The 6,144-nt window shown below is 29.3% G+C and carries 6 protein-coding genes; all 6 read left to right on the top strand.

Going from position 1 to position 6,144, the window contains the following annotated elements; genetic code table 11:
* Positions 1-13 precede the first annotated feature (13 nt).
* The 6 genes from CF651_RS10190 to CF651_RS10215 are packed head-to-tail and all read left to right on the top strand — an operon-like array spanning position 14 to position 6,114.
* Positions 14-772 (top strand): NAD-dependent epimerase/dehydratase family protein, encoded by a 759-nt coding sequence (locus CF651_RS10190; protein ID WP_094014746.1) that lies wholly within the window; start codon positions 14-16, stop codon positions 770-772.
* 22 nt (positions 773-794) lie between these two features.
* On the top strand, positions 795-1,619 hold the full coding sequence (locus CF651_RS10195; protein WP_094014747.1) for a sugar phosphate isomerase/epimerase family protein: 825 nt from the start codon (positions 795-797) through the stop codon (positions 1,617-1,619).
* Between the two features lie 13 nt (positions 1,620-1,632).
* Complete coding sequence (locus tag CF651_RS10200; protein WP_094014748.1) at positions 1,633-2,454, top strand: glycosyltransferase family 2 protein; 822 nt, start codon at positions 1,633-1,635, stop codon at positions 2,452-2,454.
* Positions 2,447-3,589: an FAD-dependent oxidoreductase gene (locus CF651_RS10205; RefSeq protein WP_094014749.1), complete on the top strand. Its 1,143-nt coding sequence runs from the start codon at positions 2,447-2,449 to the stop codon at positions 3,587-3,589. Before CF651_RS10200 ends, CF651_RS10205 begins: the two co-directional genes overlap by 8 nt.
* Positions 3,590-3,599: 10 nt before the next feature.
* Entirely contained in the window at positions 3,600-4,019 is a 420-nt protein-coding gene (locus CF651_RS33360; protein ID WP_179232757.1) for a GtrA family protein, read from the top strand.
* A 25-nt stretch (positions 4,020-4,044) separates the two neighbouring features.
* Positions 4,045-6,114: a hypothetical protein gene (locus CF651_RS10215; RefSeq protein WP_144029040.1), complete on the top strand. Its 2,070-nt coding sequence runs from the start codon at positions 4,045-4,047 to the stop codon at positions 6,112-6,114.
* Positions 6,115-6,144 lie beyond the last annotated feature (30 nt).

The following is a 6,144-nucleotide window of genomic DNA, read 5'->3' on the forward strand; positions in this document are numbered from 1 at the left end:
GAGATCTTAAATTATGAAGGGTCTAATAGGCTATACAGGGTTTGTGGGGAGCAACTTATTAAAACAAACTTCATTTGATTGTTTATATAACTCAAAAAATATTCAGGAAATTAGAGGGAAGGGTTTTTCCCAGGTCATTTGTGCCGGTGCCCCAGCTGTGAAATGGAAAGCAAATCAAGACCCAGAATCAGATTGGAATTCTATAAAAAGTCTGATGAGTAGTTTAAAAGAAATCGATTGTGAGCGATTTATTCTTATTTCAACAGTTGATGTTTACAAAAATCCATATAATGTTACTGAAGATAGTGTTGTGGATGATTCTTTATTGGATGCTTATGGAAAGCATAGGTATTATCTTGAACAATTTGTTGGAGATATATTCAAAAACACACATATTGTAAGATTGCCTGGATTATTTGGTGATGGATTAAAGAAAAATATAATATATGATTTTCTACATAATAATTGTTTAGAAATGATTAATTGTGATAATGTTTTTCAGTTTTATAATTTAGATCGGATTTATAAAGATATTACGGTTATTATACAAAATGATATTACTAAGGTAAACTTCGGAACAGAGCCGGTAAGTGTTAAGGAAGTAGCATCTTCTGCATTTAATATTAATTTTGAGAATAAGACAGAGAAGTTGCCAGTTTATTATGACATGAAAACAAAGTATTCAAATCTGTTTGACTCTAATTCATATGGTTATATAGACAGTAAAGAAAACATACTAAATCAAATTAAAGAGTTTGTAGAACGGTATTAATAATTAATTATAGGAGGAATCTATGAAATTTTCGATCTCTAACATAGCATGGAACTCAACTGAAAATGAAGAAATTACAAGTATATTACCATTATATGGATTTTCAGCTATAGAGATTGCTCCAACCAAAATTAAAGAAAGGCCTTTAGAGATAACTTCAAATAATTTAAGAGATTACAAAAAATATTGGGATAATAAGAATATAGAACTAGTTGCAATGCAATCATTATTGTTTGGAAGACCAGATCTTACTATTTTTGGGGGTTCGCAAAAAAGACAAGAGACACTAGATTATTTAATAAAAATTATACAGTTGGGTGTACAAATTGGTATAAAAGTTTTTGTTTTTGGTTCACCTAAGAATCGGTTGATAGGAGACATTCATAAGGATGCTATTAATGAAATAGCGGCTAATTTTTTTTTGAAGCTAGGTGAAGTTGCAGATTCGTATGGAGCAGTTTTCTGTATTGAACCTAATCCTCGTGATTATGGATGTGATTTTATACTTAATACTAGTGAGGCAATTGAGCTTGTTAAGAGTGTTAATCATAATGGATTTGGTTTGCATTTAGATGCTGCTGCAATGACTCTAAATTTAGAGGATATATCCTTAACTATAGAAAACGCAATCGGTTACATTAAACATTTCCATATTAGTGAACCTTATTTAGAGCCTATTGGTTCAAGTGGTAAAGTTAATCATTACTTAATATCCTCTGTATTAAAGAAACTTAATTACTCTAACTACTTATCTATAGAAATGAAGCAACACAATCAACAATTTTCCAATAAGGATATAGTACTGGAGAGTTTAGATTTTGTATCAAAAATATATAATAAAAATTAGATAGGTGATTGAGATGGAAACTACTTGGCAAGTACCTAAAGCAAAGATCTATGAACTTCAAGAGAAGAAGACCAAATATTGCGTTTTGATACCGGTTATAAATGAAGGGACAAGAATTCAAAAACAACTTTTGGAATTAAAAGCATATTCTAATATTATAGATATTATTATAACAGATGGTGGAAGTACTGATAATTCTTTAGATATCGATTTTTTAAAGAGTGTTAATGTTCGTTCACTTTTAGTAAAAGAAGACACAGGGAAGTTGAGTTCTCAATTAAGAATAGGATATGCTTATTTAATTAAGCAAGGATATGAAGGAGTTATAACGATTGATGGTAATAATAAGGATGGTGTAGATGCCATTCCAAGATTTATTGAAGAATTAGATAAAGGTTATGGACTAGTACAAGGGTCGAGGTATGTGAAGGGAGGAAAGGCAATAAATACTCCTTTTATCAGAGACTGGGCAATAAAACTAATTCATGCGCCAATAGTAAGTTTGGCGGCAGGATTTCATTATACTGATACAACTAATGGATACAGAGCATACAGTAAAGATTATCTTCTTGATAGTAGAGTACAACCCTTTAGAGATATATTTGTAAATTATGAAATATTAGCGTATTTATCTGTAAGAGCCCCTAAATTAGGATATAAAACGAAGGAAATTCCTGTTACTAGAAGTTACCCGGGAAATGGAAAGGTTCCAACGAAAATAAGTCATTTTAAAGGTAATATAATGTTATTAAAAACATTATTCAATCTATTTACCAGGCAATATAATCCAAAGCGCTTACCTATAACTAATGAGAAGAGTTCTATTAATGGGTAATATCGAACAGTATGATGTGGTTGTTGTTGGTGGCGGTTTTTATGGTTGCAATATTGCATTACAAATGAAGCAGTACTTTTCAAGGGTTTTAATTATCGAAAAGAACTCTGACTTATTATCAAGAGCTTCCTTGATTAATCAAGCGCGTGTTCATAACGGATATCATTACCCTCGTAATATAATTACTGCGTATCGGTCTTTCATTAATTTCCCAAGATTTATACAAGATTTTAAATGTTGTATAGTTGATGATTTTGAGAAGCTTTACGCGATAGTAAGGAATACCTCAAAAGTAAATGCTTATCAGTTTTATAATATGTTTAATCAAATAGGGACTCCTATCGAAATTGCGGATTCGAGATATCAAAAACTATTTAATCCTAATTTATTAGAAGAAGTTTTTAAGGTAAAGGAGTTTGCTTTTGATGCAGTAATTTTGAAAGACATTTTAAAGGATAAGCTGGAAGCAGCGGGAATTACTGTTTTATATGAAACGGAAGTACAGAAAGTAAAACAAGATCAAGATAAGGGAATTTTAGTTTCACTTTCCAACGATAAAGAATTATATGGAACCTATATATATAACTGTACTTATTCCAATATAAACAAGATTCTGAAAAATTCTAATCTTCCCCTGCTTCCTTTTAAACATGAAGTCACTGAGATGGCATTAATAGAGATGCCGGATGAACTAAAAAATGTAGGTATTACTGTAATGGATGGACCGTTTTTTTCTGCAATGCCGTATCCATCAGAAAAGTTACATTCGTTTAGTCATGTCAGATATACTCCTCATAGAAGCTGGAACGATTTAAATGACTTTATTGATGGAGAAGAACAATTACGAAAATCTAAATATAAGTCAAACTTTATTTATATGCTTAAAGATACTGAGCGATATCTACCAGTTATAAGAGAAGCTAAGTACATTAAATCAATTTATGAAATAAAAACAGTTTTACTTCAAAATGAGGCAGATGATGGTCGGCCAATATTATTCAAGAAAAATTATGGTTTGGATAATTTTTCAATTATTATGGGTGGAAAAATAGATAACATTTACGACATTTTAGAATTAATAAATGAGACGAAGCAATTTTCGTATTATGGTAGTGATTCTGCTGCTAGTGTTTAAGAAGGTGAAAATGATAAATAATCTAATTAGGTATTTTTTTCGGAAATCATTTGTTATTTATGGAGCGATCGGAGGATTCGTTACCTTAGTTCAAATTTCTTTACTTTTTTTTATGAGAAATTTCTTGAGAATTCAAGACTTCTTTTCTGTTTCAATCGCTTATTTTGTAGCTCTTATCTTACATTATTTTTTGAATAAGCATATAACGTTTTTGATAAAAGAAAAGAAAGTTATAAGTTATATGTCTTTTAAATATGTAATTGTAGTTGCTATATCTTATTGCATATACGTTTTTAATCTATATCTATTTCATGATGTATTAGGAATAGTTTTTTGGTTATCCTTAGTTTTAACATTAGGTATTAACTTTATATTGAATTATATTTTTTACGAGAAAATTGTTTTTAGAAATAAGCCCTTGGAAGGATAGTATCTTTAAAATGGTAAATTCATTTATGAATAGAAGAACAGTAACAATTTGGTTCATTTTCATTTTAAGTTTTGCAACAATGACAGTTGGATTCTTTGGTAATTACTGGAAATCCGTGGATCAAGGATGGTTCGATTCGTTCCAAATAGATTCAGAATCTTTAGTCATTGGTAAAATGGTTAAATCAGAGAGAGAGGGTATATTCTCAAGCTCTGGTTTAATGGGCACTTTTAATAATATACCAAGTGGTGGGAATGATAAATTCTTAGACCAATATAAATTACTTAATGGTGAGTTAAATGGTGGGAAATATGAGAGGTATACTTCACAAATTGGCTTACAAGGAATAACTTTTAGTATAGTAGATAAAATTCTTCCATTTAAAAAGAAGCAAGATCTAATAAATTCTTTGAAATTTGTTAATTCATTAATTTTTTCTTTAATTTTAACTTTATTTGTCGTATGGATATATCTTGAGTTTAATTCTGTTTTTATTTCCATATTTTTACTGTTATCTACTTTATATTCACAGTGGATAGTTTTATTTGGAAGAAATTTATATTGGATAATATGGACTATGTTTCTTCCATTTATTATTACCCTAATCTTTGTTTATTTTGAAGATAAAAAAGGTAAGTTTCCGAAATATCTTTATGTGCTTTGCATTTATTTATCGGTATTCATAAAGTGTGCATCAGGATATGAGTATTTAAGCACTATTCTTTTGGCTATGATAACTCCGTTTATATATTATGGTTTTTCGAGAAAATGGGGAATAAGAGAAGTTATAAGAAAAATTACGTTGGCAGGCGTCACCTCAATAATTTCTTTTTTGTCAACTATCTTAGTAAATTTATGGCAGTTAGCTATAGAGTTAGGTTCGTTTAAAGTCGCTGCAAATACAATTTGGTATAATGTTTTGAAAAGAACACATGCTACTGGAGATAATTTCTCAGCCAATTTAAGAGAGAGTTTAGATGCAAGTATTGTAACAGTACTAGAAAAATATTGGTCTGGCATAGTAATTAATTTATCAAACATAATGCCCTCCTCATCTTTTATAATATTTTCTGCAGAGAAAATATTATTATTCTTTATCATTATAACTGCATTAGTATTTGCTTCAAATGAGTACTTTCCTACAATCGTTAGACAAAGAAACAAATTGATTTCTCTCTCAGTCACGCTATGGTTTTCGTTCTTAGCACCGATTTCTTGGTTTATTTTAGCAAAAGGCCATTCTTATATTCATACCCACATGAATCATGTATTGTGGCAGTTACCTTTTACACTTTATGGTTTTGCATTAATTGGTGTTATATTAGAAAGTATGGTTTTAGATTTGAATTTAAAATATCCCCTTTTTAAGAAAGGTTTATTAGGGCTACTTATAATAATTTTACTTGGTTTCGCCTACTCCACATACTCCAATTCTAAAATTCAGGAAAGAAAAATAGATGAACTAATTAATAAATCAGTTTCAAGTATTACATTGGAGGATTATAAAATTTTTATTAATATTGAGAATAATAAAATAATTTATGTAGATTTAGATAAAAAAAATGATAATATAAAGCTAGCAAACAAATTCTATTTGCATATTATCCCTCTTGATAATAATTTCTTATCTGGGGAGAGGAGACAGTATGGCTTTGATAATTTAGATTTTTACTTTACTCAAGATAAAATTAAAACATTTAGCAAATATCACGGATTTAATATTGTTGTAAAAGACTTGCCTCCATATGGAATAAAAAAAATAGAAACCGGCCAATTTAATGACAAGGAAAGAATTTGGGGAAAAGTAATTGATATTTCATATGATAGTTACAAAACTAGAGATATAATTCCAGGAAAGGTGAATGATGACAATTGGACAAATGGTATTTCAACTAATAAAAAGATTATCTTATTGAAGTATAACCTGGAAAATGTTTCAAATATATCAAAAGCTCAATTCGTCATATTAAAAGATGGTAGTAAAGTAAAAATAACAAGTATTGAGTTTATTTACCCTGATTGGATTCATGTAAACCTTGAAACAGAAATAGATCCAATTAATGGGTATCCCAATAAGATTGATATTTTAGAATAAGGGGCTAGATAATTAGGGCTTGCTGAATAA

This window comes from Paenibacillus rigui, assembly GCF_002234615.1.
Taxonomy (GTDB): domain Bacteria; phylum Bacillota; class Bacilli; order Paenibacillales; family NBRC-103111; genus Paenibacillus_S; species Paenibacillus_S rigui.